At 36.2% G+C, this 2,472-nt stretch carries 2 protein-coding genes; one reads left to right on the top strand and one right to left on the bottom strand.

Features of this window, described 5'->3' with window-relative positions; genetic code table 11:
* Nucleotides 1-72: 72 nt before the first annotated feature.
* Nucleotides 73-1,470 carry a class II fumarate hydratase gene (gene fumC / locus ICJ85_RS16025; protein WP_188224808.1) on the bottom strand — a complete coding sequence of 466 codons (1,398 nt, stop codon included), beginning with the start codon at nucleotides 1,468-1,470 and terminating at the stop codon, nucleotides 73-75.
* Nucleotides 1,471-1,646: 176 nt separating this feature from the next.
* On the opposite strand from fumC, the gene ICJ85_RS16020 reads away from it, so the two are divergent.
* Nucleotides 1,647-2,288: a peroxiredoxin gene (locus tag ICJ85_RS16020; protein ID WP_188224807.1), complete on the top strand. Its 642-nt coding sequence runs from the start codon at nucleotides 1,647-1,649 to the stop codon at nucleotides 2,286-2,288.
* Nucleotides 2,289-2,472: the final 184 nt, after the last annotated feature.

Genomic DNA, 2,472 nt, shown 5'->3' with positions numbered 1-2,472 from the left:
TCATATTAGAGTAAGAAAGAGGGACTTTAGTCCCTCGTGTAACAAACCTATGGACTTCAAGTCCATAGTGGTTTAGTTTAAGCTTCCAACCATGTCTTCTGGTTTTACCCAGGCATCGTAATCTTCGGCAGTTACATAGCCTAAATTAACGGCTTCCTCTTTTAAAGTGGTTCCATTTTTGTGGGCTGTATTAGCTATCTCAGCTGCTTTGTAATATCCAATTTTTGTATTTAAAGCAGTAACAAGCATTAAAGAGTTATTAAGTAATTTTGTAATAACTTCTTGGTTTGGTTCGATACCTACTGCACAATTTTCATCAAAACTTACACAAGCATTACCAATTAGCTCCGCCGATTGCAATACATTTGCAGCCATAACAGGTTTAAATACATTAAGCTCGTAGTGTCCTTGTAAACCACCAACAGAAACCGCAACATCGTTACCCATAACCTGAGCACAAACCATAGTTAAAGCTTCACACTGGGTAGGGTTTACTTTTCCTGGCATAATAGAACTTCCTGGCTCGTTAGCAGGAATAATGATTTCTCCAATTCCACTTCTTGGACCTGAAGCCATTAATCTAATATCATTAGCGATTTTATTTAAAGAAACCGCCAATTGCTTTAACGCCCCGTGAGTTTCAACTAAAGCATCGTGAGCAGCAAGCGCCTCAAATTTATTAGGAGCTGTTACAAACGGTAATTTTGTAAACTGAGCAATATATTCAGCCACACGTTTACTGTATCCTTTAGGCGTATTTAACCCGGTACCTACAGCAGTACCACCTAAAGCTAGTTCACTTAAGTGCGGTAAAGTGTTTTCTAATGCTTTAATACCGTAATTTAATTGCGCTACATATCCAGAAAGCTCTTGCCCTAAAGTTAATGGTGTTGCATCCATAAGGTGCGTACGTCCAATTTTAACAACATTTTTAAACGCATCAGATTTCTTTTGAAGTGTATCGCGTAATTGTTTTACACCTGGTAATGTTACCTCTACAATTTTTTTGTAGGCAGCAATGTGCATCCCCGTAGGGAACGTGTCGTTAGACGATTGCGATTTGTTAACGTCGTCGTTTGGTTGAATAACCTTATCGCCTTCACCAATAACTTTGCCTGCTAATTGTTGAGCACGGTTAGCGATAACTTCGTTAACATTCATATTACTTTGGGTTCCTGAACCGGTCTGCCAAATAACTAAAGGAAATTGGTTATCGTGCTTTCCTTCTAAAATTTCATCACAAACAGCAGCGATTAAATCGCGCTTTTCAATTGGTAAAACGCCTAATTCGCAGTTGGTGTAAGCGGCTGCTTTTTTTAGGTAAGCAAATCCGTAAACAATTTCTAAAGGCATAGACGCTGCAGGTCCTATTTTAAAATTGTTTCTTGAACGCTCGGTTTGTGCGCCCCAAAGTTTATCGGCAGGTACTTTAACCTCGCCCATGGTATCTTTTTCTATTCTAAAACTCATCGTAATAATGATTTGATTAAAGTAACAAAGTTAAGTTTTTTAGAAGGTTTAAAGGCATGATAAAAGTTAGTTTTATTAAATTTTTTCATCTTGAAAATTTAAAGTTAAAATCTCTTTTTTAATTCTATTAAATTGATTAGTTTAGTAGGAATTAAAATTTATAAAATATATTAATTATGGCAACAATTAGATTAGGAGATACAGCCCCTAATTTTACAGCAAAATCAACCGAAGGTGATATTAATTTTCATGAATGGTTAGGAGATAGTTGGGGTATTTTATTTTCGCATCCGGCAGATTACACACCTGTGTGTACAACAGAATTAGGTACGGTGGCAAAATATAAGGATGAATTTGCGAAGCGTAATGTTAAAGTTGTAGCCTTAAGTGTAGATGGTTTAGCGTCGCACGAAGGGTGGGTAAACGATATAAACGAGACACAAAATACAACGGTAAACTTTCCGATTATTGCAGATGAAGACCGAAAAGTGTCTGAGTTATACGATATGATTCATCCTAATGCGAGCGAAAAATTTACTGTGCGTTCGGTGTTTGTTATTGGGGATGATAAAAAAGTTAAATTAATTATTACTTACCCGGCTTCAACGGGAAGAAATTTTGAAGAATTGTTACGAGTTATAGATAGTTTGCAATTAACTGCTTATCATAAAGTAGCAACACCTGCTAACTGGAAAAGTGGCGAAGACGTTGTGATTTCACCAGCGATTACCAATGACCAAATTCCGAGTTTATTCCCAAAAGGACATAAAGAAATTAAGCCTTATTTAAGGATGACACCACAACCCAATTTAGATTAACACTTAAATTGTAAAGCATCGACAGTTAAAGTCGGTGCTTTTTTTATTGGTTTCAAATTAGGGTCTAAAACCCTGCAATTTCATTGCAGCACTTTAGTGATATAAAAATTATATCTTTATGATATGTCAGAATATCAGCGAAGAGGATCTCATACAGTTAGTCATTTGAGTTGTCATATAGTTT

It is taken from the genome of Aestuariibaculum marinum (assembly GCF_014596975.1).
GTDB lineage: Bacteria > Bacteroidota > Bacteroidia > Flavobacteriales > Flavobacteriaceae > Aestuariibaculum > Aestuariibaculum marinum.
Note: the sequence above shows the minus strand (reverse complement) of the source record. Positions and strands in the feature narration are given on the sequence as shown.